This is a genomic window from Oscillibacter sp. MSJ-31 (assembly GCF_018918025.1).
Lineage (GTDB): Bacteria > Bacillota > Clostridia > Oscillospirales > Oscillospiraceae > Hominicoprocola.
The window spans coordinates 13,302-35,549 of the sequence record NZ_JAHLPT010000016.1 but is presented as its reverse complement, the minus strand read 5'-3'; the positions used below and the strand labels follow the sequence as shown (position 1 = coordinate 35,549).

Genomic DNA, 22,248 nt, shown 5'->3' with positions numbered 1-22,248 from the left:
TCCTTACAGCTTGATCCGCACGCGCTCACGGCCCGCCATCGCGCGGTCGCACAGCGCGTCGATGTCCAGCACGGCCTCCAGCTCGCGCACCTCCTCCACATGGGGCTTGGTCTTGGGATGGCGCGGGGTAAAGACAGTACAGCAGTCCTCATAGGGGAGAATGGACGTGTCGAATGTGCCGATCTTGCGGGAGATGCGGATGATCTCCTCCTTGTCCATACCGATGAGCGGGCGCAGGACGGGCAGCTCCGCCACGTCCTCGCTCACGCGCAGGGCCTCCATTGTCTGGCTGGCGACCTGCCCGAGGCATTCGCCGGTGACGAGCGCCTTGGCGCGCACCTCGTCTGCCACGCGCTGGGCAAGGCGCATCATAAAGCGGCGCATGATGAGCGTGAAATGGTCCTCGGGGCAGTTCATACGAATTTGTTCCTGAATTTCGGTGAACGGCACGATGTGGACGGTCAGCCGCCCGCACCACGGCGTGAGCAGCTGCGCGAGCTCGAGCACCTTTTCCTTGGCGGCGTCGGAGGTGTATGGCGGGGAGAAGAAATGGACCATTTCGAGCGATACGCCGCGCTTTGCCATCATGTAGGAGGCGACGGGCGAGTCGATGCCGCCGGAGAGGAGCGACACGGCGCTGCCGCCCATGCCGATGGGCAGTCCGCCCGCACCCGCCTCGGCGGGTCCGTGGACGTAGGCCGCGTCGTCGCGGATCTCGATAAACACCGTCAGCTCGGGGTCGTGGACGTTGACCGCGCAGCGCGGGAACGCCTGATGCAGCGCGCCGCCGACCTGCTGGGAGAGCTGAATGGAGGTGAGCGGGAAGGTTTTGTCCGCACGCTTGCTCTCGACCTTGAAATCCTTCGCGCGGGCAAATTCTGAGGCGAGGTAATCCTTGGCGGTGCGGATGATGGCCTGCACGTCCTTTTCACAGGGCAGGGCGCGGCTGACGGCGATGACGCCGAACACCTGCTTGCAGGCGGCGTAGGCGGCGGTGAGGTCGCTCTCGTCGTTCACCGGCTCAACATAAATGGTACTCTGCTTGGAGTAGATGCGGAAATTGCCGCACTTCGCCGTGCGGCGGCGCAGATTTCCGATCAGCTTGTCCTCAAAGCTGCGGCGGTTGAGGCCCTTGAGGACCACCTCGCCGAGCTTGCACAAGATCATTTCACGCATGGGGGTTCTTCTCCTTATCGTCCGTGTGCTCCGCTGCCTCGGCGGGAGCGCCGGTATTATTTTTGATTTCGTTCTCTGTGCGCTTACCGGAGAGCAGGCCGAGCGTCAGACACAGCGGCTCGACGGCGGCGAGCAGCGCGCCGCCGAAAAGATAGAGGGCGGACTGCGGCGCGGCAAATGCGTTCAGTCCCGCGAGCGCGGGAGCCATCGGCATCCCCCACCACATAGCGATCACATTCCCGGTGCCGAACTCCGGCGCAAGCAGGAAAGCGGCCGCGTTAAGTACATAGAGCACCATCGCGGCATTCCAGCAGAGCTTTTTGTCAAAGGGGTCCTTCGCCGACCGCAGCCCCCAGCCAAAGGCAAACGCCGGTAACCCGATGAACAGCAGCCCCAATACAAGTCCGTAGGGCGAGCGGAACGTAAAGGCCGATGTTGAGCCGGATGCAGCGATAAGCAGCAGGAGGAATGCGGCGCAGAGCGCCAGGTGGGCGAGCAGGATCGTGCCGGAAAGACGCATAGCATAGTACCTTTTCATTATCCTTCTCCTCTCAGAATGTCGGTGTTGCGGTACTGGATGGCCTCGGCAAGGTGGAAGCTCTCGATCCTCTCGCTGCCGTCGAGGTCGGCAATGGTGCGCGCGACGCGCAGCAGCTTATCGTGGCTGCGGGCGGTGAGCCCGAGGCGGTCGAACGCGCCCTTGAGGAGTTTTTCACCCGCGGCGTCGAGTCGACAGAATTCGCCGACCATCGGCGCGGTCATGTAGGCATTGCAGGTGATGGGCGTGCCGGCGAAGCGCTTTTTCTGAATGTCCCGCGCGGCGTTGACGCGCTCGCGCACGGCGGCGGAGGACTCCGCCTTTTCGCGGCGGCGCATGGCCTCAAACTCCACCGAGGGGACGCTGACCTGTAAGTCCATGCGGTCGAGCAGCGGGCCGGAAATTTTGGAGACGTATTTCTCCACGTCCTTCTGTGAGCAGCGGCAGCGCCCGGAGGGATGCCCGTACCAGCCGCAGCGGCAGGGATTCATGGCGCCCACGAGCATGAAGCGGCTCGGCAGCGTGACGCTGCCCGCGGCGCGGGTGATGGTCACCTCGCCGTCCTCGAGCGGCGCGCGGAGGGATTCAAGCACATCGCGGTGGAACTCGGGAAACTCGTCCAAAAACAGCACGCCGTGGTGGGCGAGGGAAATCTCACCGGGAGAGAGCGCCCTGCCGCCGCCGGACATGGCTGCGGCGGAAAGCGTGTGATGCGGAGAGCGGAACGGGCGCTGCGTGAGCATGGGGTGCTTGCTGTCGGTCAGTCCCGCGACCGACCAGATCTCGGTGGACTCCAACGCCTCCTCGTGCGTCATGTCGGGGAGAATGGAGGGCAGACGCCGCGCGAGCATGGACTTGCCCGCACCGGGCGAGCCGATGAGGAGCACGTTGTGGGAGCCTGCGGCGGCGATCTCCAGCGCGCGCTTGACATTCTCCTGTCCCATGACGTCGGCGAAATCGGGAACGCTGTCCGCCTCGACCGTCGGCTCCCAGCGCTGCGCAGGGGAGAGCCGCTCCTCGCCGCGCAGATGGCGCAGAAGCTGCGGCGCGTTTTCCACGCCGTAGACGGTCAGGCCTGCGGCCAGCGTCGCCTCGGCGGCGTTCGCCGCAGGGACATAAAGGGTCTTCACGCCCGCACGCGCCGCAGCCATCGCCATCGGCAGCACACCGCTGATGGGGCGCAGCGCGCCGGTGAGCGACAGCTCACCGATGAACGCGGAGGCCGGGTCCGGCGCGTCGATCTCACCCTCGCCCGCGAGGATACCGAGCAGCAGCGGAAGGTCGTAGACCGTGCCCTCTTTCTTCAGGTTCGCGGGCGCAAGGTTGACCGTGATGCGGCTGACGGGGAACTTCGCTCCGCAGTTTTTGATCGCCGCGCGGACGCGCTCGCGCGCCTCCTTCACCGCCGTGTCGCCGAGGCCGACCACGTCGAATGCGGGAAGCCCGCCCGAGAGGAAGCACTCCACCGTGACCTCATAACCGGAAATGCCCTGCAAACCGAGGGAACGCACCGTTGTGACCATACGCTGCCGTCCTTTCCTTGCCTGTTTTCTTATTTTCAGTTTACCACAGTTTGCCGCATAAGGCAAGCGCGGCGCGGGGCGCGGAGGGGAAAGGAATGATATCCTGCAAAACAGGAGTTAATATTAAATGTTTTGAATATTTAATTGCAAAAATGTGGAGAGTCTTACCAAATGTAAATAAAATCCTGCAAAAAAATGAATGTTTTTTGCGAAAGTGACGTTTACAGCGGGTGAAAATCGTGCTATGATAATAGCGTCAGTTTTTGCGTAATGACGCGAAAAACGCCGCTCCCCGGCGGCGAATATAACAGGAGGTTTCATTTATGGCAAGAAAAATGAAGTCCATGGACGGTAATAACGCTGCCGCGCATGTATCCTATGCGTTCAGCGAAGTTGCCGCGATTTACCCCATCACCCCCTCGAGCCCCATGGCCGACTTTGTTGACCAGTGGAGCGCCAACGGATTGAAGAACATCTTCGGCACCCGCGTGAAGGTCGTCGAGATGCAGTCCGAGGCTGGCGCGGCCGGCGCGGTGCACGGCTCCCTCGGCACCGGCGCTCTGACGACCACGTACACGGCGTCTCAGGGCCTGCTGCTGATGATCCCCAATATGTACAAGATCGCTGCCGAGCAGCTTCCCTGCGTGTTCCATGTTTCCGCACGTACCGTTTCTACCCACGCGCTGAACATCTTCGGTGACCATTCCGACGTGATGGCCTGCCGCCAGACCGGCTTTGCCATGCTCTGCGAGGGCAACGTGCAGGAGGTCATGGACCTCAGCCCGGTCGCCCATCTCGCGGCGCTGACCGGCAAGGTCCCCTTCATCAACTTCTTCGACGGCTTCCGCACCAGCCACGAGATCCAGAAGATCGCGGTCTGGGATTATAAGGACCTCGCCGAGATGTGCGACATGGACGCCGTCAAGGCCTTCCGTGAGCACGCCCTCAATCCCGAGCATCCCCATATGCGCGGCTCCCACGAGAACGGCGATACCTTCTTCCAGCATCGTGAAGCCTGCAACCAGTATTATGACGCGCTGCCCGAGGTCGTTGAGTCCTACATGGACAAGATCAACGCCAAGCTCGGCACCGACTATAAGCTGTTCAACTACTACGGCGCGCCCGACGCCGACCGCGTCATCATCGCGATGGGCTCCATCTGCGACGTGGCCGAGGAGGTTATCGACTACCTCAACGCCCACGGCGAAAAGGTCGGTCTCATCAAGGTCCGCCTGTACCGTCCGTTCAAGGCCGAGCGCCTGATCGAGGCCATTCCCGCGACCTGCAAGAAGATCGCTGTCCTCGACCGCACCAAGGAGCCCGGCGCACAGGGTGAGCCCCTGTACCTCGACGTCGTCACCGCGCTCGCCAACGCCGGCAAGACCGACATTCAGGTCATCGGCGGCCGTTACGGTCTCGGCTCCAAGGATACCCCGCCCGCTTCCGTCTTCGCCGTTTACAGCGAGCTGAAGAAGGACGAGATGAAGCGTCAGTTCACCATCGGCATCGTCGATGACGTGACCGGCCTCTCCCTCCCCGAGGACAAGAACTGCCCGAACACCGCGGCGGAAGGCACCATCGAGTGCAAGTTCTGGGGTCTCGGCGGCGACGGTACCGTCGGCGCGAACAAGAACTCCATCAAGATCATCGGCGACCATACCGACAAGTACGTTCAGGCCTACTTCCAGTATGACTCCAAGAAGACCGGCGGCGTGACCATCAGCCACCTGCGCTTCGGCGACAAGCCCATCAAGAGCCCCTACTACATCAACAAGGCTGACTTTGTCGCCTGCCACAACCCCAGCTACATCATCAAGGGCTTCAAGATGGTCGACGACGTCAAGCCCGGCGGCGTGTTCATGATCAACTGCCAGTGGGATTTCGATGAGCTGAACCATCACCTCAACGCGGACGCCAAGCGCTACATCGCCAGGAATAACATCCAGCTCTACACCATCAACGCCATCGACCTCGCCATCGAGATCGGCATGGGCAAGCGCAACAACACCATCCTTCAGTCCGCGTTCTTCTCCCTCGCCAAGGTCATGCCCGAGGAGCAGGCCATCCAGTACATGAAGGATGCCGCGACGCACTCCTACCTGAAGAAGGGCCAGGACATCGTCGATATGAACCACAAGGCCATCGACCTCGGCGCCACCGCCTACAAGAAGATCGACGTTCCCGCCGACTGGGCCAACGCCGTGGACGAGGACAAGGCCGAGGTGCTCAAGGGTAAGCCGGAGCTGGTCAAGCAGGTCAAGGACATTCTCGACCCCATCGACCGCATGGACGGCGACAGCCTGCCGGTTTCCGCCTTCATGCCGCACGTGGACGGCCAGTGGGAGCTGGGTGCTGCCGCTTACGAGAAGCGCGGCGTCGCCGTCTCCGTTCCCACCTGGGACGAGACCAAGTGCATCCAGTGCAACAACTGTGCCTACGTCTGCCCGCACGCTACCATCCGTCCCTTCGCTCTCACTGAGGAGGAGGCCAAGAACGCTCCCGCCGCTGCCAAGATCGTTGACATCAAGGCCGGTAAGGGCAAGGGCGTCTATAAGTACACCATGGCCATCTCCCCGCTCGACTGCATGGGCTGCGGCGTCTGCATCGGCCAGTGCCCGGTCGGCGCGCTGACCATGGTCCCGCAGGAGGGCGAGCTCAAGCAGCAGGAGGTCTTCGACTACTGCGTCGACGAGGTCGCGCCCAAGGCCGATATGCAGGATACCACCGTCAAGGGCAGCCAGTTCATGCAGCCCATGCTCGAGTTCTCCGGCTCCTGCGCCGGCTGCGCCGAGACGAGCTACGCGCGTCTCATCACCCAGCTCTTCGGCGACCGTATGTACATCTCCAACGCCACCGGCTGCTCGTCCATTTGGGGCGGCCCCGGCGCTACCTCCCCGTACTGCACGGATAAGAACGGCCACGGTCCCGCGTGGTGCAACTCCCTGTTCGAGGACAATGCCGAGCATGGCTTCGGTATGTTCATCGGTCAGGAGAAGCTCCGTGAGGATCTTGCCGACAAGACCCGCGAGCTGATCGCTGTCGAGTGGGCGCGTCCCGAGCTCAAGGAAGCCGCGCAGAAGTGGCTCGACACCTTCACCGACGGCAAGGCCAACGCCGAGGCGACCAAGGCTTATGTTGCCGCGCTGATGGCGAGCATCGCCACCGTCGACGAGCTTGCCGCTGTTCCGCAGTTTGCTGAGCACGCCGCCGAGCTCAAGGCCAAGGGCGAGAAGTTCTGTGACTGCGCCGCCTGCAAGCTGGTCGCCGAGATTCTCGACAAGAAGGAATACCTCGCCAAGAAGTCCCAGTGGATCTTCGGCGGCGACGGCTGGGCCTACGATATCGGTTACGGCGGTCTCGACCACGTCATCGCCCAGAACAAGGACGTCAACATCTTCGTCTTTGATACCGAGGTCTACTCCAATACCGGCGGACAGGCGTCCAAGGCTTCCAACATCGGTCAGGTCGCGCAGTTTGCGGCAGCCGGTAAGGAGACCAAGAAGAAGAGCCTCTCCGAGATCGCGATGCAGTATGGCTACGTCTACGTCGCGCAGGTCGCCATGGGCGCCAACCCCGCGCAGACCATCAAGGCCATCTGCGAGGCCGAGGCTTATCCCGGCCCGTCCCTCATCATCGGCTACAGCCCCTGCGAGATGCACTCCATCAAGGGCGGCATGATGAACTGCCAGAAGGAAATGAAGAAGGCCGTCGAGTGCGGTTACTGGAACCTGTTCCGCTTCAACCCCGCTGCCGAGCAGAAGTTCACCCTCGACTCCAAGGCGCCTGCGGGCGGCTATCAGGAGTTCCTGATGAACGAGGCCCGTTACAGCCGCCTGACCCGCGAGTTCCCCGAGCGCGCCGACACCCTGTTTGCCCGCAACGAGGAAGCCGCCAAGGAGCGCTACGAGCACCTCGTCAAGCTCATTGATATGTACGACAAGAAGTAAGCAAGGTCCCATTCAGGAGGGCTGCCGAAGGGCAGCCCTCCTTTTTGCGCGGAGAAAGGCAGAGACAGCCTACATTTTTGGCGATTTGTATAAAAAATTTATCTTTACATCACCTATAGAAATGTTCTATAATTAAAAGACAGCGGGCGCGCCATAGGATGTGCCCGCGTTTTGCGATTCGGAAAGGTGTGAAGGTTTTGTCGAGACTTGACATTATGACGCCGTCGCGCGCCCAGACCGTGATCGACGGACTGTACCGCGACGTGGAGCGGCGCATTGCCGCCAGCCCTCCGGGACTGTGCCCGGTGGATCTTGCGATGAACTTTTTGAACCTCTGCCACGCGCAGACCTGCGGCAAGTGCGTGCCCTGCCGCGTCGGCCTCGCTCAGCTCTCCGATTTGATGGAGAGCGTGCTCGACGGCAAGGCGACGATGGAGACCATCGCGCTCATCGAGCGCACGGCGCGCGTGATCGTCAACAGCGCGGACTGCGCCATCGGGCGCGACGCGGCGCGGCTGGTGCTCGACGGCATCCAGGGCTTCCGCGACGACTATGAAGAGCACGTTCTGCGCCACCGCTGCCTCGGCGGGATGCAGAATCCTGTCCCCTGCGTGGCGCTGTGCCCTGCGGGCGTGGACATTCCGGGCTACACCGTGCTGGTGAAGTATGGCCGCTACGCGGACGCTGTGCGGCTCATCCGGCAGGATAACCCCTTCCCCTCCGCCTGCGCGTACATCTGCGAGCATCCCTGTGAGGCGCGCTGCCGCCGCAACATGATCGACGACGCGGTGAACATTCGCGGACTCAAGCGCTACGCGGTGGACCACGCGGGCTATGTGCCCCATCCCGCCTGCGCTGAGGAGACCGGCAAGACGGTCGCCATCGTCGGCGGCGGGCCGAGCGGTCTTTCTGCGGCGTACTATCTCGCGCTGATGGGCCACAAGGTCACGGTGTATGAAAAGCGGGCGAAGCTCGGCGGTATGCTGCGCTACGGCATTCCCGCCTACCGTCTGCCGCGCGAGATCCTGGACGCGGAGATCGCGTCGCTCCTCTCCGTCGGCATTGATGCGAAGGTCAATGTGGACGTCGGCAACGAGATTACCTTCGACGAGCTGCGCAGCCGGTACGACGCGCTCTATCTTGCACTCGGCGCACACACGGATAAAAAGACCGGCATCGAAGGCGAGGACGCCGAGGGCGTCATGTCCGCGGTCGAGATGCTGCGCGAGATTGGCGACGATCACATGCCCGATTTCCGCGGCAAGGAGATCGTGGTCATCGGCGGCGGCAACGTCGCGATGGATGTATGCCGCAGCGCAGTGCGCCTCGGCGCGCGTAAGGTGAGTTGCGTCTATCGCCGCCGCCGGGAGGATATGACCGCGCTGCCCGAGGAGGTCGAGGGCGCGGTCGCCGAGGGCGTGGAACTGGTCACATTGCAGGCCCCCGTGCGCATCGAGACGAACGGGCAGGGCCATGCGGTCGCGCTCTGGACGCAGCCGCAGATCATCGGCGAGATGGATGATAAGGGCCGGCCCAAGCCGGAGAAGGCAAAGCTCTTTGAAAAGCGCATCGCGGCGGATGGGATCGTAGTCGCCATCGGACAGGGCGTGGAAACACACGGCTTCGAGCAGAGCAAGATCACCATCAAGCGCGGCGCCTTTGTTGCCGAGGCCAGCGGCCAGATCGACAACATGGACGGCGTATTTGCCGGCGGCGACTGCGTCACGGGTCCGGCCACCGTCATCCGCGCCATCGCGGCGGGCAAGGTCGCGGCGGCGAACATCGACGAATACCTCGGCTATCACCATGTCATCGACGTGGGTGTGGAGGTCCCAACTGCACGGCTGAACAACAAGCCGCCCCATGGCCGCATCAACACCACCGAGCGCGAGGCCGACGAGCGCAAGCGCGACTTCAAGTGCATCGAGTGCGGCCTGACGGACGAGGAGGCTTACGCCGAGGCGTCCCGCTGCCTGCGCTGCGACCACTTCGGCTACGGCATTTTCCGCGGAGGGAGGAAGGGCAAATGGTAAAGAATGTGACGCTGACCATCGACCATAAGAGCATCACGGTGCCCGAGACGACCACGATCCTCGAGGCCGCGCGAATGCTCAACATCAACATTCCGACGCTCTGCTACTTAAAGGACGTCAACGAGATCGCTGCCTGCCGTCTGTGCTGCGTGGAGGTCAAGGGCATGGAGCGCCTTGTCCCCGCGTGCGACAATGTGGTGGCGGACGGCATGGAGGTCTTTACCAACAGCCCCATGGCGCGCGAGGCGCGCCGCGCCAACCTGCGGCTGATCCTCTCCGAGCACGACACGAGCTGCACGAGCTGCTCGCGCAGCGGCAACTGCACGCTGCAGTCGCTCGCGAACGACTTCAATATGCGCGGCGAGCACTATCCCACCAAGCTGCGCCGGGAGGCGGTGGACTACTCCACGCCGCTCATCCGCGAGAACGACAAGTGCGTGAAGTGTATGCGCTGCATCCAGATCTGCGAGAACGTACAGACCGTGAAGATATGGGATCTGCTCGGCACCGGCTCCCGCGCGACGGTGGACGCCTCGCGCAATCGCCGCATCCAGGATACGGAATGCACCTACTGCGGCCAGTGCATCACGCATTGCCCCACGGCGGCGCTGCGGGAGCGCGACGACACGGGAATCGTCTTTGACGCCATCGACGACCCCAACACCGTCACGGTCGTGCAGGTCGCACCGGCGGTGCGCGCGGCCTGGGCGGAGCAGTTCAACCTTTCGCCGGAGTTTGCCACGCCCAAGCGCATGGCGGCTGCTCTGCGCGAGCTGGGCTTCAACTATGTGTTCGACACCGACTTTGCCGCCGACCTGACCATCATGGAGGAGGGCAGCGAATTTCTCGAACGCTTCACGCACAAAAAGGACTACCGCTGGCCGATGTTCACCTCCTGCTGCCCGGGCTGGGTGCGCTTCCTCAAGTCGCAGTACCCCGAGCGGACAGAGGAGCTTTCCACCGCGAAGTCCCCGCAGCAGATGTTCGGCGCCATTGCCAAGACCTACTTTGCCGAGAAGATCGGCATTGATCCCAAGCGGCTGTTCGTCGTGTCCATCATGCCGTGCGTCGCAAAGAAAAGCGAGTGTGCGCTTCCGACCATGCGCGGTGAGGACGGCATTCCCGATGTCGATGTGAGCATCACCACACGCGAGCTGGACATCATGCTCCGCGCGAACCACATTTCCCCTGTCCATCTGCCGGAGGAGGAGTTCGACTCCCCGCTCGGCAGCGGCACGGGCGCGGCGGTCGTGTTCGGTGCGACCGGCGGCGTGATGGACGCCGCGCTCCGCTCGGCGTACTACCTCGTGACCGGCGAGAACCCCGATCCCGACGCCTTCACCGCCGTGCGCGGCATGGACGGCTGGAAGGAGGCGAGCTTCAGCATTCCTACGGCGGGCGAGGTGAAGGTCGCGGTGGTGAGCGGACTCGGCAACGCGCGGAAGCTGCTCAACGCCCTTGAGCGGGGCGAGGTCAGCTATGACTTTGTCGAGGTCATGGCCTGTCCCGGCGGCTGCGCGGGCGGAGGCGGTCAGCCCATTCATGACGGGCAGGAGCTGGCGGAGACACGCGGCGGTGTGCTCTGGCGGCTCGACAAGGGCGAAGCGCTGCGCTTCTCGCACGAAAATCCTGACGTGCAGGCGCTCTATCGCGACTATCTCGGCAAGCCCCTCGGAGAGAAATCGCATCATCTGCTCCACACCGACCATCTGGCATGGGAGATGCCGCAGGCGCAGAGAGGACAATAAGCAAGCGAAAAGCGCGGCGTTCGCCGCGCTTTTCCGAATTTTTATCTTTTTGCAAATAACAGTAGCTTTTTGCGGATTTTGTGGTACAATAAATGCACACTTGATCATCCTGCACGAAAGAGGCATTTTTTCATGGAATTTGTTGCAAATGAGTCCAAAAAGGTTGAGATCGAGACCTCAACCGGCGTCTATCAGCGCCACGCCATTCAGACGCATTTCGTCCAGATCGGCGAGAACTATATCGACCTGATCGAGCGCTACGTCAAGCCGCTCTATGAGGAGGGCGACCTGCTGAGCATCAGCGAGAAGGTCATCGCCCTGTGCCAGAAGCGCATCGTCTACCGTAAGGACATCCACCCCGGCTTCTGGGCGAAGCTGCTGTGCCGCTTCGTACACGTCACGCCCGCGGGTCCCGGCGCGGGTACGCCGCACAAGATGCAGCTCATCATTATGATCTGCGGCCTGCCGCGCGTGCTGCTGGCGGCCTTCTGCTCGGCGGTGACAAAGCTCTTCGGCAAGAAGGGCGTGTTCTACAAGGTCTGCGGACACGAGGTGGACGGCATCGACGGTCTGATCGACTACGATATTTCGTTCAAGGAGTATGTGGACTACGGTATTCTCAATCCCGAAAACCCCTCCGGCGTCTGCGATGAGATCTACGAAAAGACCGGCGTGAAGGCTATGATCATCGACGCGAGCGACATCGACTGCGTGATCCTCGGCAAGTGCCGCGACGTCACGCTGACGGACGAGCAGCTCTGTGAGATCGTGCGCGACAATCCCGCGGGGCAGGAGGGGCAATGCACCCCGTTCATCCTCATCCGCAAAAAGGCTTAAGGCAACACCGCACAATGAAAGCCGCGGCGCTTTGCTCGCAAATCGCTCTTGTTCCATTATGCGGTATTGCCGTAACAAGCAAAAAGAACGGACCTGCGCCGCGCGGCGCAGGTCTTTTCTCATTCGCTGGCGAGCAGCGCCCGAAACGCCTCGACGGTCGGCTCCAGAAGCGCGTCGGGGTATTCGTAGTGCTCGGTGTGGATCTGCGGGTGATCCTCGCCCGCGCCCACGCCGAAGAACGCGCCGCGGCAGCGGTGCAGATAATGGCCGAAATCCTCGCTCCAGCGCATCGGGTCGTGCAGGAGCGTGCCGCGGCACACGCGCATGACGCGGCTGGCGCAGAGCGCGTCGTTTTCCGTGGCGGGAAAAATGTCCTGTTCTTCAAAGGAAAACTCCAGATGGTTCTTGTGGGCCAGCTCCTGCGCGCGGGTGAGCACACTGCGGCGGAGCCGTGCGAGATCGTCGTCGTGCTCGCCGCGAAGCGTCAGCCACAGCTCGGCGGACTCCGCCGCCGCGCCGAAGGCCTTTTCGCCCATCTGCGCGCCGATGACGGTGCAGAGCGTAATGCCGCGGTACTGCTCGGGCGCGGCGAGCGCGGGCAGATCGACCAACAGCTGTCCGACTGCGGGAGCGGGGGAGATGCCGGTCTCGGGATAGGCGGCGTGGGCGGGCTTACCAACAAAATGAATAGTCACGCCGCGGCTGGCGCAGGCAAAGGTGCCCGCGCGGGTGAGCACCGCGCCGAACGGAAAGCCCGGCAGGTTGTGCGCGCCGTAGATCTCGTCGACCTTCTCGCGGTCAAAAAGCTCACAGCACAGCGCTGCGCCCGCACCGGTCTCCTCCGCGCCCTGAAAGAGCAGGAACACGCTGCGCCCGATGGACTGCCCCTCGAGCATCAGCGCGACGCCGCACAGCGCCGCGGCATGACCGTCGTGACCGCACAGGTGCGCCGCGCCGCCCTGGGGCGTCGCCAGCGCGTCGTAATCCGCGCGCAGCGCGACTGTGGGCTTTGTGCCCTCCGGCTCACGGTGCGCGGCGTAGAAGCCGCCCGCAAGCTCATGAAGCTCCAGCGAGGTATGCTCGCGCAGGAAGGTCAGCAGGGTGTGCTTTGTCACGACCTCGCGGCCGGAGACCTCCGCGCAGGCGTGGAGCTGTGCGCGCAGGGCGGTGATCTGATCCAGCAGGACTTGTTCCATGATCGTTCTCCTTGGCTCTCCGCGCGGCGCGGAGCGTGGTTTCGGGCGCGCAAAGGGGGGAGCCGCCGGAAGGCGGTCCCCCGATGGATGCGCGCAGTTTTTTACAGGTTGTAGTAGCGTTCGAATTCCGCGGGATGCGGGATGGCGGCCATGGCCGCGCATTCCCTGCGCTTGGCGGCAATGAAGCTGCGGAGCAGCGCTTCGGGGAACACGCCGCCCTTCGTGAGATAGTCGTGGTCGGCCTCGAGCGCGTCAAGCGCCGCGTCAAGCGAGGTGGGCAGCCCCTGCAGCTTGGCCTTCTCCTCGTCGGAGAGGGTGTAGAGGTTGACGTCGTAGGGGCCCCAGCCGTTTTCGTGCGGGTCGATCTTGTTTTCAATGCCGTCAAGACCGGCCATCAGCAGCGCCGCGTAGCAGAAGTACGGGTTGCAGGTGGCGTCCGGATTGCGCAGCTCAAAGCGGCGCATATTCGGCGTCTTGGCGTAGGCGGGGATGCGGATGACCGCGCTGCGGTTGCTCGTGGCGTATCCGACGGTGACGGGCGCCTCAAAGCCCGGCACCAGACGCTTGAAGGAGTTGGTGCTGGGATTCGTGATGGCGCAGAGGGAATGGATGTGCTTGAGAAGACCGCCCATGAACCAGTGGGCCTCCCGGCTGAGGTGCGAGTAGCCGTTGTCGTCGGAGAACACCGGCTCGCCGTCCTTTAAGAGCAGCATATGGACGTGCATTCCGCTGCCGGCCTCGCCGTAGACGGGCTTGGGCATGAACGTGGCGCTCTTGCCGTACTTGAGGGCGGTGTTGTGGATGATGTACTTGATGAGCATGGTCGCGTCGGCCATTTTGCTCATCTCGCCGAGCTTCGGCTCGATCTCGAACTGGCCCGCGCCGCCGACCTCGGGGTGGTGATACTTGATGGGGATGCCGGCCTCCTCCATGCGCAGGCACATCTCGCTGCGGCACTCGTAGGTGCGGTCGAGAGGCTTGGCAATGTGGTAGTGGCCCTGCCGCGGGACGATGACGCCGCGGCCGTTGATGTCGCCGTTCCAATGCGCCTGCTCGGCGTCGAGGCTCATGCCGATCTCGTTCGGCGCGACCTTCCATGCTACATCGTCGAAGAGATAGAACTCAAACTCCGGCAGAATGAGCATCGTGTCGGCGATGCCGGTATCACACATATACTGCTCCGCTGCCAGCACGATGTTGCGCGGATACTGGTCGAGCGGGCGGTTGTGGGGGTAGTCGATGATCATGGCGTTGCCGGTCATCGACAGGGTGGAGACCTCACAGAACGGGTCGATCTGCGCGGTAGCGGGGTCGGGAATAAAGACCATGTCGCTCTTTTCGACCACGGCGTAGCCGTAGTTCGAGGCGTCAAAGCCGATGCCGTCGGTCATGGTCGCTTCGGTAAAATTCTGGGCGGGAATGGTCACATGGCGGTACTGGCCGTTGATATCGACCATTTTGAAATCGACCATCTTGATGCCCTGCTCACGAATGAGCTGCATGACATCCTGTGCCGTTTTAGCCATTGGGAATTACCTCCAAAATTTATGGTTCGGCTCAGCGAGCCGCCTTGCCGAGATAGGCCTCCGCGATGGCGGGGTCCTTGAGCAGTTCTTTGCCCGGGCCGGACTTGGTGATGCGGCCCTGCTCGAGAACATAGGCGTTGTCCGCGACGGAAAGCGCCTTGAGCGCGTTCTGCTCCACGAGCAGAATGGTCTTGCCCATGGCCTTGATCTCGCGGATGGTATCGAAAATGGTGTTGACCAGCAGCGGCGCGAGGCCGAGGGACGGCTCGTCGAGCATGATGAGGTCGGGCGCGGACATGATGCCGCGGCCCATCGCCAGCATCTGCTGCTCGCCGCCGGAGAGCGTACCGGCGATCTGATTTTTGCGCTCCTCCAAGCGCGGGAAAATCTCATACACGCGCTTGAGGTCGCGCTCGATGCCGTCCTTGTCGCTGCGCAGATACGCGCCGACCTTCAGGTTCTCGTAAACGGTGAGGTTCGCGAAGATCAGGCGGCCCTCCGGCACCTGACATACGCCGAGCCGGACGACCTTGTTCGCGGCGGTCGGCAGCGGCTGACCCTTGTAGAGGATCTCGCCGGACTTGTACTTCACAAGGCCGGAGATGGCGTTCATCATGGACGATTTGCCCGCGCCGTTGGAGCCGATCATCGAGACGATCTGCCCCTCCTCGACCTCGAGCGAGATGCCCTTGAGGGCGTGGATGCCGCCGTAGTAAACGTTCAGGTCACGAATTTCAAGCATCGCCATCGCCGTCGTCCTCCTTTCCGAGATAGGCCTCGATGACCTCGGGGTTGCTCTGGATCTCCGCGGGCGTTCCCTCGGCAAGAGGCTTGCCGAAGTTGAGCACGAAGATGCGGTCGGAGACGTTCATCACGAGGTCCATGTGATGCTCGATGATGAGCACGGTCAGGTCGAAGCGGTCGCGGATCTCGCGGATGAGGTCCATCAGGGCAAGCGTCTCCTCCGGATTCATGCCGGCGGCGGGCTCGTCGAGCAGCAGCAGCTTGGGATCGGTCGCAAGCGCGCGGGCGATCTCCAGCTTGCGCTGCTGGCCGTAGGGCAGGTTGACGGCGATCATGTCGCGCTGCTCCCAGATGCCCATGATCTTCAAAAGCTCCTCAGTCTTTTCGCGCAGAGCCTTTTCCTGATAATAGTACTTCGTCAGCCATTTGGGACCGACCTTGAGGCGCCAGAGCGACTGGAAGATGTTGTAATCCGCCTCCGCGTGGCATGCGGTGAGAACGTTGTTGTAGACCGTTTCGCTCTTAAAGAGGCGGATGTTCTGGAACGTGCGCGCCATGCCGCGGGACATGATGTCGTAGGGCTGCTTGCGGAAGGGCTTGACATCCGTTTCGCGCATATCGTCCTTGATGATGGCGTCGCCCTGCCCGACGACTGTACCGTCGAAAATGACGCGGCCCTCGGTGAGCGCGTAGACGCCCGTAATAAGGTTGAAGATGGTGGTCTTGCCCGCGCCGTTGGGACCGATGAGCGCGTAAATCTCGCCTTTTTTGATCTTGAAGGAAACGTCGCCCACGGCGGTCAGGCCGCCGAAGCGCTTGGTGACGTGCCAAAGCTCGAGCATGACGTTGGGGTCGTGGTGCTTGAAGGTGATGTCGCTCATACCGACGCCTCCTCTCCGACGCTGCCGCCGTCAGGCGGGGGCAGGTCCTTTTTCTTCTTGGTGAAAACGCGGCCGACGGCACGGCAGATCCTGCCGACCGGCAGCTCCTTGCCGCCCATGAGACCCTTCGGACGGACGATCATGATGACGATAACGGCGAGGCCGTACATGACCAGTCGCCAGTCACCGACCGCGCGCAGCAGCTCCGGCAGCGCGCAGAGCAGCACCGTGCCGAGCACCGAGCCGGTGATGGAGCCCATGCCGCCGAAGATGACCATGATGGTATACTCCGTAGACTTGGTCATCAGGAACATCTTGGGCTGAAGATAGCCGAAGTAGTGCGCCATCATGCCGCCCGCGATGCCGGCGTAGAGCGCGGACATGCACATGGCGAGCATCTTGGAGCGGAAGGTATTGATGCCGCTCATCTGCGCCGCCAGCTCGTCCTCGCGCACGGCGAGCATGCTGCGCCCGTGCTTGGAGTTCATCAGCAGCGCCGTGGCGGTGAGGAAGATAATGACGATGAACAGCGCCGAGGAAAAGAGCGTGGAGAGGAAGGTGCCGACATCGCCGTTGGAAAGCGCGTTCCAGTCACCGAACAGAGTCGTTTTGAGCGGAATGCTCGCCACGCCCTTCGCGCCGTCGAGCAGGAAGTCCTTGCCGCCGACATTGATGGTGAGCTGCAAATTGTTAAAGATCAATCGTATCGCCTCGCCCACGCCGAGCGTGGCGATGCAGAAGTAGTCGCCCTTGAGGTTCAGCGTGATCTTGCCGAGGCCCGCGCCGAGCAGCATGGCGGCAAGGCCCGCGATGATGAGCGAGAGCCAGTAGGGCAGGCCGAACGCCATCGTGCAGAGAATGGAAACATACGCGCCGATGCACACAAAGCCCGCGTGACCGAACGAGAACATACCGGTGTAGCCCGTGAGGATGGAGAGGCCGAGCACGATCAGCAGGGTGTAGCAGGACTGAATGAGGATGCCTTCGATGTAATACCAGCTAAACATATCGTTCCTCCCTCCTTACGCCTTGTCTTCCACGACCTTGCCCATCAGGCCGGACGGCTTGATGACGAGGACGAGGATCAGAAGTCCGTACACGAACAGGTCGCGCAGGTTGGAGTTGAAGGACGCGACAAAGATCTCCATGATGCCGAGCAGCACCGAGCCGACGATCGCGCCGGGGAGACTGCCGAGACCGCCGAACACCGCCGCGACGAAGGACTTGTTCGTGACCTGACCGATGGTGGGCTTGACGATGAAGCGCATGCCGTAGAGCATACCGGCGAAGCCGGCGAGCACGCCGCCCATGAGGAAGATGATGAAGATAACGAGATCGCCGTTGATGCCCATGAGGGTCGAGGCCTTCTCGCTGTAGGAGCAGGCGCGGATGGCGAGGCCGACCTTGGTTTTCTGTATGATGAACATCAAAATCAGCAGCGCGACGGCCGAGACCACGATCATCAGCAGACTGTCGACGCCAAGGGAGATCCCGCCGATGTTGATGCGGTTATCGAAGATCGGAGGGTAGTTTCTGGGGGTGCCGTCGATGGTGGCGATGACGAAATTTTCCAGGAAGATGGAAGCGCCCATCGCCGAGATGATGAAGTACAGGGACGGGGCATGGCGCTTGCGCAGCGGCGAGTAGACCAGCCGCTCGATGATGACGGCGAGCAGGCCGCTGCCCACGCCGCAGAGCAGAAACGCCGGAAGAAACGGAACGTTCAGCGCCGTGAGTGCAAAATAGCCCACATAAGCGCCGACCATGATGACGCCTCCGTGGGCAAAGTTGGAAAAGTTCATAATGCTGTAGACCAGCGAATAGCCGACCGACATCAGCGCGTACATACCGCCGAGGCAGATGCCGTTGACCAGCTGCTGGAGAAAATATTCTATACCCATGTATAGCCTCCTTTTGTCCTGTTAACCTCGGGCGCCCCGCACGGGGCGCCCGAGTGTCGAAAGGGTGCTTGCTTTTTCTGTTTTGGGAATGTGCTTAGTCTGCGGCGATGTAGGTCTCAAAGACGTAGGTCTTGTTCTTGCCGTCAATGCGCTCCACGCAGCCGGACTTGCCGACGGGGTTGTGGTCCTCGGCAGAGATCTTGATCTTACCGGCCATACCCTCGACCTCGACCTGAGAGTACGCGTCGGCGATGGCCTGCGGGTCATCGCTGCCGGCCTTCTCGACCGCCGCGCACCAGAGCAGGAACGCGTCGTGCGCCATGTAGCCGTTGAGCTCCATCTTCGCGCCGTTGTACTTCTCGGCATACTCCTTGCGGAAGGCGTCGCCCGCGGGATCGACGAGGGAAACGTGGTTGATGACGTAGGAGCCGTCCACCGCGTCGGCGGCGTCGAAGAGGACCTCGGACGCGCAGCCGTCGCCGCCGAGCATCGGCACCTCAATGCCGAGGGTGCGGGCCTGCTTGTGGATCATGATGAAATCCTGATAGAAGATGGGGGTGAAGATGATCTGGGGCTGCGCTTCCTTGATCTTGGTCAGCTGCGCGGTGAAGTCGGTGTCGCCGGCGGTGTAGCCCTCCTCGGCGACGATGGTGCCGCCCTTGGACTCAAAGACCTTGACGAAGTTGTCCTTCAGACCCAGCGCGTAGTCGTCGTTGACGTCGTAGAGGATGGCGGCCTTGTCAAAGCCGAGGTTATCATACACGAACGAACCGGCGATCTTGCCCTGCTGGGGATCGAGGAAGCAGACGCGGAAGTTGTATTCCTTGAGCTGACCGTCCTGCATGGTGACCTTCTCGTTGGTCGCCACGGTGGACATATCGGAGATCTTGTACTGGTCGAGGACGGACTGGATGGCGATGCACTGACCCGAGGCGTTCGGGCCGATGATCGCGCAGACCTGATCCTGCGCGCACAGACGCTTGGCGACGTTGACCGCCTCCTGCGCGTCGCCCTTGGTGTCGTAGCAGATCAGCTCGACCTGCTTGCCAAGCAGTCCGCCGTTGGCGTTGAGGTCCTCGACCATCATCTTGAGGGTCTGGCTTTCGCAGGTGCCGTAGGCGGCCTGGTCGCCGGTGAGCGAGCCCATCCAGCCGAGCTTGATGGTGTCGCCGCCGGAGCTGCCTCCGTCGTCCTTCTTGCCGCAGCCGACGAACAGTGTCGCGAGCATCAGGCAGGCGAGGGTGAGAGCAATGAGCTTCTTCATGGATTTGCGCATGGTTTGTATCCTCCTTCAATTTGTTGTGACCGTTTTCCTTTCCCGGAACGGTCAGGGCTTGCAGGGATGGATGTCCGCCGTGCGGAGCCGGCCCCTGCATCAATGCCGTCCATACTTGATGTGTATGACGCAAGAGAGCGGCAAATGAATTGCGTGGGCTTATGTTCAAAATAACATCACATTCGGCTATTGTCAAGTCATATCAGGAAATACTTTTGAAGTGTATGTTTCTTGTGCATATCGACGAAAATAACTGAACAGCGCTCCGAAAGCGACAAAAAAACCGCTCCAACTGCGCGAAAACAGCCGGAGCGGCGGGCGAAAAAGAAATTACAATCGGCTCTCCTGGAGCGCGACCTTTTTGCGGAAATCGCCGGGCGTCATCACCTTGAAGCGCAGGAAATTGCGGTTGAAGGTCTTGACGTTGGCGTAGCCGACCTCCATGGCGATGTAGGTCACGGTCTGGTCGGTGGTGAGCAGCAGCTCGGCGGCGCGGTTGATGCGGACGTAGTTGAGAAATTCCTCGAAATTCTTCTCCACCTGCAGCATCAGCGCGCGGTTCATTTCGGCGGCGGTGCAGCCGAATTTTTCGGCGACCGCGCGTGCGGAGAGCGGCTCGTTGTAGCTGCGGCAGATATACTCCACCAGCGCGTAGACGCGCCGGTCGGTCTCGATGCGGCAGATGCTCTCCACGCGCCGGTAGGTCTTGCGGTAGTCGTTGATGCGCATTCCCACGCGCGCGGAAAAAACCTTGGAGATATGCGAGGCGTCCACATAGCCGAGCGCCGCGGCGATCTCCTCGAGCGTGAGGTCGGTATAGAGCAGATAATTCGCCGTCTTGCCGATACGCATTTCGTTGAGCAGGTCAAAGAACGAAAGCCCAGTCATGCCGCTGATATAGCTGCTCAGGCTGCTCTCGGAGACGTAGAAGATGCGCGAGAGCCCCTTGAGCGTCAGCTTTTCGCCAGTGTGGCAGTAAAGGTAGCGCAGGATCTCGCTCATGTCCGGCGCGGCGGAGGCGCGGTCGGCCGCGGCGGGCTCGGGCTGCTCGGCGCGGAAGCGCTCCATGAGGATCACCAGCTCGACGAGGCGGTTGACGACGGCGAGCGAGCCGAGGACCTTCGGCGGGGCCGCGCCGAGAATGGATTCCAGCCCCACCTCCTCGCGCAGCGAGAGGAAAAATTGCTGCATCCGGTGGGCCTGTCCCTCGTTGCAGTAGAGCGCGGGCTGCCACTCAATATGCGCGAGCCAATCCACCGCGTCGCCGCGCTCGTCGGAGAAGGCGCGGATGTAGCGGTTGAGCGTGTGGAGGTTGTAGATCACGAGGTGATATTGCAGCGGCTCGGCGACCTCCGTCACCGCCGTGATCTGCCACGGCAGGATGGAGAGAAGCGTATTCGGCCGCAGCTCCACGTCGTGCCCCTGAATGCGGATGACGCCGTGCCCCTCGCAGATGTAGAGGAAGCGGGCCTCCTGATGGATCAGCGGCGCGGTCGGCGCCTCGATGGTCTCGTTGTCGAACGAGCACAGCTTGCTCCGGTCGAGACGGGAGCGTTCAAAGGACTGCATCGCGGCAAGGTCTTTCATATCGGTCACCTCATTCGGCCCGCGCCGGACGGCGCGGGGTTGCTTTATGCGTTGTTTCGGTATATAGTATACCGTAGAGGCGCCCCATTTGGCAAGTGCCGGAAAGCTCGCAGGGAAGCGGAGCGGCAAAGGGCGCGCCGCGCAAATTTGCCGTTAAATACAAGAAAAATAACTGAAAATGTCCAGCACGTTTTTCAAAAATTGGTATGCTATGTACAGAACATGAGTCAATTTCCCCCATTGGGGGCGAACTATCTTGAAGGAGGACTATCCCATGCCTGTTAATCTCAAAGGCCGTTCTTTTCTCACGCTGAAGGATTTCACCCCCGATGAGATCCGCTATATGCTCAACCTCGCCGCCGATCTGAAGGCGAAGAAGCGCGCCGGCATCCGCGGCAACCTGCTCGCCGGCAAGAACATCGTTCTGCTCTTCGAGAAGACCTCCACCCGCACCCGCTGCGCGTTTGAGGTCGCCGCCTATGACGAAGGCGCGCACGTCACGTTCCTCGATTCCAAGTCCTCCCAGATGGGCAAGAAGGAGACCATGGTCGACACCGCGAAGGTCCTCGGCCGCTTCTTCGACGGCATCGAGTACCGCGGCTACGACCAGAAGGTCGTCGAGGGTCTCGCAGCCAACGCCGGCGTTCCCGTGTGGAACGGTCTGACCGACGTCGATCATCCCACCCAGGCGCTCGCCGACATCCTCACCCTGATGGAGAACACCAAGAAGCCCCTCAACAAGTGCAAGCTCGTTTTCTGCGGCGATACCCGCAACAACGTGGCCTACTGCCTGATGTACATCTGCGCCAAGCTCGGCATGCACTATGTCGGCTGGGGCCCGAAGGAGCTCGCTCCCGCCGCTGACGTCGTGGAGTATTGCCGCGAGGTCGCCAAGGAGACCGGCGCCGTCGTCGAGTACGGCGAGGACAAGGCTCTGCTCAAGGGCGCCGACGCTCTCTACACCGATATCTGGGCTTCCATGGGCGAGGAGGACAAGATCCCCGAGCGCGTGAAGCAGCTCACCCCCTACAAGGTCACCGGCGACGTGATGAAGGCCACCGAGAACAGCGACTGCATCTTCCTGCACTGCCTGCCCTCCTTCCACGACTTCGACACCACCATGGCCAAGAGCCAGATGGAGCTCGGCTACGACATCCGCGAGGTCACCGACGAGGTGTTCCTCTCCCCGAACTCCAAGGTGTTCGACGAGGCCGAGAACCGTATGCACACCATCAAGGCTGTCATGGTCGCCACCATCGGCAACGTCTGATCGAAACAACTCGCTCAAGGGCGACGATCTTTTCTTCACTCACGGCAAAGCCTCCGGTGCAAACC

General features: G+C 61.9%; 16 protein-coding genes. 5 read left to right on the top strand and 11 right to left on the bottom strand.

All coding sequences use genetic code 11. The annotated features are described in order from the left end of the window. Window positions 1–3: 3 nt before the first annotated feature. The 3 genes from thiI to KQI17_RS10200 are packed head-to-tail and all read right to left on the bottom strand — an operon-like array spanning window position 4 to window position 3,237. A complete protein-coding gene (thiI, locus tag KQI17_RS10210; protein ID WP_216496097.1) occupies window positions 4–1,176 on the bottom strand; it encodes a tRNA uracil 4-sulfurtransferase ThiI in 1,173 nt (390 codons plus the stop codon). Further along, window positions 1,169–1,714, bottom strand: a complete 546-nt coding sequence (locus tag KQI17_RS10205) for a hypothetical protein (RefSeq protein WP_216496095.1) — start codon at window positions 1,712–1,714, stop codon at window positions 1,169–1,171. Before KQI17_RS10205 ends, thiI begins: the two co-directional genes overlap by 8 nt. Next, a complete protein-coding gene (locus KQI17_RS10200) occupies window positions 1,714–3,237 on the bottom strand; it encodes a YifB family Mg chelatase-like AAA ATPase (RefSeq protein ID WP_216496093.1) in 1,524 nt (507 codons plus the stop codon). The genes KQI17_RS10205 and KQI17_RS10200 overlap by 1 nt, the downstream gene beginning before the upstream one ends. Before the next feature lie 323 nt (window positions 3,238–3,560). Here KQI17_RS10200 and nifJ point away from each other — a divergent pair, with 323 nt between their 5' ends. From nifJ to KQI17_RS10180, 4 genes are all read left to right on the top strand, one after another. Then, window positions 3,561–7,184 (top strand): pyruvate:ferredoxin (flavodoxin) oxidoreductase, encoded by a 3,624-nt coding sequence (nifJ, locus tag KQI17_RS10195; RefSeq protein ID WP_216496091.1) that lies wholly within the window; start codon window positions 3,561–3,563, stop codon window positions 7,182–7,184. Between the two features lie 197 nt (window positions 7,185–7,381). Further along, window positions 7,382–9,217, top strand: a complete 1,836-nt coding sequence (locus KQI17_RS10190; RefSeq protein WP_216496090.1) for an NAD(P)-binding protein — start codon at window positions 7,382–7,384, stop codon at window positions 9,215–9,217. After that, window positions 9,211–10,965, top strand: a complete 1,755-nt coding sequence (locus KQI17_RS10185) for an NADH-dependent [FeFe] hydrogenase, group A6 (RefSeq protein WP_216496088.1) — start codon at window positions 9,211–9,213, stop codon at window positions 10,963–10,965. Before KQI17_RS10190 ends, KQI17_RS10185 begins: the two co-directional genes overlap by 7 nt. 132 nt (window positions 10,966–11,097) lie before the next feature. Beyond that, complete coding sequence (locus KQI17_RS10180) at window positions 11,098–11,802, top strand: F420-0--gamma-glutamyl ligase (RefSeq protein ID WP_216496086.1); 705 nt, start codon at window positions 11,098–11,100, stop codon at window positions 11,800–11,802. Window positions 11,803–11,921: 119 nt separating this feature from the next. Here the strand turns inward: KQI17_RS10180 and KQI17_RS10175 are convergent, their stop codons facing one another. The 8 genes from KQI17_RS10175 to KQI17_RS10140 form a co-directional block, all read right to left on the bottom strand. Continuing rightward, window positions 11,922–12,998: a M20/M25/M40 family metallo-hydrolase gene (locus KQI17_RS10175; protein ID WP_216496084.1), complete on the bottom strand. Its 1,077-nt coding sequence runs from the start codon at window positions 12,996–12,998 to the stop codon at window positions 11,922–11,924. 101 nt (window positions 12,999–13,099) lie between these two features. Next, window positions 13,100–14,524, bottom strand: a complete 1,425-nt coding sequence (gene glnA, locus KQI17_RS10170) for a type I glutamate--ammonia ligase (RefSeq protein WP_216496082.1) — start codon at window positions 14,522–14,524, stop codon at window positions 13,100–13,102. A 31-nt stretch (window positions 14,525–14,555) separates the two neighbouring features. Beyond that, entirely contained in the window at window positions 14,556–15,266 is a 711-nt protein-coding gene (locus tag KQI17_RS10165; RefSeq protein WP_371821987.1) for an ABC transporter ATP-binding protein, read from the bottom strand. Then, window positions 15,259–16,149, bottom strand: coding sequence for an ABC transporter ATP-binding protein (locus tag KQI17_RS10160; RefSeq protein WP_216496077.1), 891 nt, complete (start codon window positions 16,147–16,149; stop codon window positions 15,259–15,261). Before KQI17_RS10160 ends, KQI17_RS10165 begins: the two co-directional genes overlap by 8 nt. After that, complete coding sequence (locus tag KQI17_RS10155) at window positions 16,146–17,156, bottom strand: branched-chain amino acid ABC transporter permease (RefSeq protein WP_216496076.1); 1,011 nt, start codon at window positions 17,154–17,156, stop codon at window positions 16,146–16,148. The genes KQI17_RS10160 and KQI17_RS10155 overlap by 4 nt, the downstream gene beginning before the upstream one ends. Window positions 17,157–17,171: 15 nt before the next feature. Next, the gene (locus tag KQI17_RS10150; protein ID WP_253285780.1) at window positions 17,172–18,050 is read right to left on the bottom strand and encodes a branched-chain amino acid ABC transporter permease; all 879 of its coding nucleotides are present in this window, start codon (window positions 18,048–18,050) and stop codon (window positions 17,172–17,174) included. Between the two features lie 94 nt (window positions 18,051–18,144). Then, window positions 18,145–19,326 (bottom strand): ABC transporter substrate-binding protein, encoded by a 1,182-nt coding sequence (locus KQI17_RS10145; protein WP_253285779.1) that lies wholly within the window; start codon window positions 19,324–19,326, stop codon window positions 18,145–18,147. A 330-nt stretch (window positions 19,327–19,656) separates the two neighbouring features. Continuing rightward, the gene (locus tag KQI17_RS10140) at window positions 19,657–20,913 is read right to left on the bottom strand and encodes an AraC family transcriptional regulator (RefSeq protein WP_216496075.1); all 1,257 of its coding nucleotides are present in this window, start codon (window positions 20,911–20,913) and stop codon (window positions 19,657–19,659) included. Window positions 20,914–21,187: 274 nt separating this feature from the next. On the opposite strand from KQI17_RS10140, the gene argF reads away from it, so the two are divergent. Further along, window positions 21,188–22,183: an ornithine carbamoyltransferase gene (argF, locus tag KQI17_RS10135; protein WP_216496074.1), complete on the top strand. Its 996-nt coding sequence runs from the start codon at window positions 21,188–21,190 to the stop codon at window positions 22,181–22,183. The last annotated feature ends 65 nt before the right edge of the window (window positions 22,184–22,248 follow it).

Bases quoted from the DNA above. Each gene is read 5' to 3' on its own strand.
- KQI17_RS10160 (WP_216496077.1), bottom strand. From the start codon at position 16,149: ATGAGCGACATCACCTTCAAGCACCACGACCCCAACGTCATGCTCGAG.
- KQI17_RS10165 (WP_371821987.1), bottom strand. From the start codon at position 15,266: ATGCTTGAAATTCGTGACCTGAACGTTTACTACGGCGGCATCCACGCC.
- KQI17_RS10200 (WP_216496093.1), bottom strand. From the start codon at position 3,237: ATGGTCACAACGGTGCGTTCCCTCGGTTTGCAGGGCATTTCCGGTTAT.
- argF (WP_216496074.1), top strand. From the start codon at position 21,188: ATGCCTGTTAATCTCAAAGGCCGTTCTTTTCTCACGCTGAAGGATTTC.
- nifJ (WP_216496091.1), top strand. From the start codon at position 3,561: ATGGCAAGAAAAATGAAGTCCATGGACGGTAATAACGCTGCCGCGCAT.
- KQI17_RS10175 (WP_216496084.1), bottom strand. From the start codon at position 12,998: ATGGAACAAGTCCTGCTGGATCAGATCACCGCCCTGCGCGCACAGCTC.
- KQI17_RS10145 (WP_253285779.1), bottom strand. From the start codon at position 19,326: ATGCGCAAATCCATGAAGAAGCTCATTGCTCTCACCCTCGCCTGCCTG.
- KQI17_RS10140 (WP_216496075.1), bottom strand. From the start codon at position 20,913: ATGAAAGACCTTGCCGCGATGCAGTCCTTTGAACGCTCCCGTCTCGAC.
- thiI (WP_216496097.1), bottom strand. From the start codon at position 1,176: ATGCGTGAAATGATCTTGTGCAAGCTCGGCGAGGTGGTCCTCAAGGGC.
- glnA (WP_216496082.1), bottom strand. From the start codon at position 14,524: ATGGCTAAAACGGCACAGGATGTCATGCAGCTCATTCGTGAGCAGGGC.
- KQI17_RS10185 (WP_216496088.1), top strand. From the start codon at position 9,211: ATGGTAAAGAATGTGACGCTGACCATCGACCATAAGAGCATCACGGTG.
- KQI17_RS10155 (WP_216496076.1), bottom strand. From the start codon at position 17,156: ATGTTTAGCTGGTATTACATCGAAGGCATCCTCATTCAGTCCTGCTAC.
- KQI17_RS10205 (WP_216496095.1), bottom strand. From the start codon at position 1,714: ATGAAAAGGTACTATGCTATGCGTCTTTCCGGCACGATCCTGCTCGCC.
- KQI17_RS10150 (WP_253285780.1), bottom strand. From the start codon at position 18,050: ATGGGTATAGAATATTTTCTCCAGCAGCTGGTCAACGGCATCTGCCTC.
- KQI17_RS10180 (WP_216496086.1), top strand. From the start codon at position 11,098: ATGGAATTTGTTGCAAATGAGTCCAAAAAGGTTGAGATCGAGACCTCA.